Origin of the sequence: Pseudomonas sp. PS01298, assembly GCF_029959745.1 — a bacterium.
Taxonomy (GTDB): Bacteria; Pseudomonadota; Gammaproteobacteria; order Pseudomonadales; family Pseudomonadaceae; genus Aquipseudomonas; species Aquipseudomonas aylmerensis.
In genome coordinates this window covers 1-726 of record NZ_JASCPP010000238.1, presented here as the reverse complement: position 1 = coordinate 726, position 726 = coordinate 1, and the positions used below count along the sequence as shown (strand labels likewise).

Annotated in this window: 1 protein-coding gene; it reads left to right on the top strand. The window is 56.1% G+C overall.

Annotated elements, in window-relative coordinates; all coding sequences use genetic code 11:
- Window positions 1-689 (top strand): IS3 family transposase (locus QMX97_RS32015; RefSeq protein WP_282398237.1); only part of this gene is annotated, 689 nt, incomplete at its 5' end.
- Window positions 690-726: the final 37 nt, after the last annotated feature.

The following is a 726-nucleotide window of genomic DNA, read 5'->3' as shown; positions in this document are numbered from 1 at the left end:
ACAGGGCGTCGAGAGAGTCTGCGGGCGCTCGTACCTTGGCTAAACAGCTGCAAGCCGGCGGGCATGATGTCGGGCGGTTCATGGCTCGCAGCTTGATGCGAGAAGCAGGCATTGTCAGCCGTCAACGCCGGCGCCATAAGTACAAGTCACCTGGCGTGGAGGCTTTGGTGGCACCGCATGTGCTCAAACGCAAGTTTGATGTTGCGACGGTCAATCAGGTGTGGTGTGGGGACGTGACGTACATCAAAGTCGGCAAGCGTTGGCTGTATTTCGCGGCGGTTCTGGACTTGTTCGCTCGCCGGATTGTGGGCTGGTCGTTTTCGATGATCTCTGATGCCACGCTGACCTGCGAAGCCCTGCGCATGGCGATTGAACTGCGCGGTCGCCCAAAAGACGTACTGTTTCACTCCGACCAAGGTTGCCAGTACACCAGCCATAAATTCAGAAATGAACTGCTGGAACATGGACTCCGACAAAGCATGAGCCGTAAAGGCGAATGCTGGGATAACGCTCCGATGGAGCGTTTCTTTGGAAGTTTGAAATCAGAGTGGGTGCCAGAAGCAGGCTACGGGTCGGAACATGAGGCCCGAGCGGATGTGCAGCGCTATGTATCGCGCTACAACATCACCAGGCCGCATAGCTACAACGACTATCGGTCACCAGTCGCCAGGGAGAAGCTGGTGGCGTGAAACCTTAATCGGTGTCCAAGATTACTTGACCAGTTCA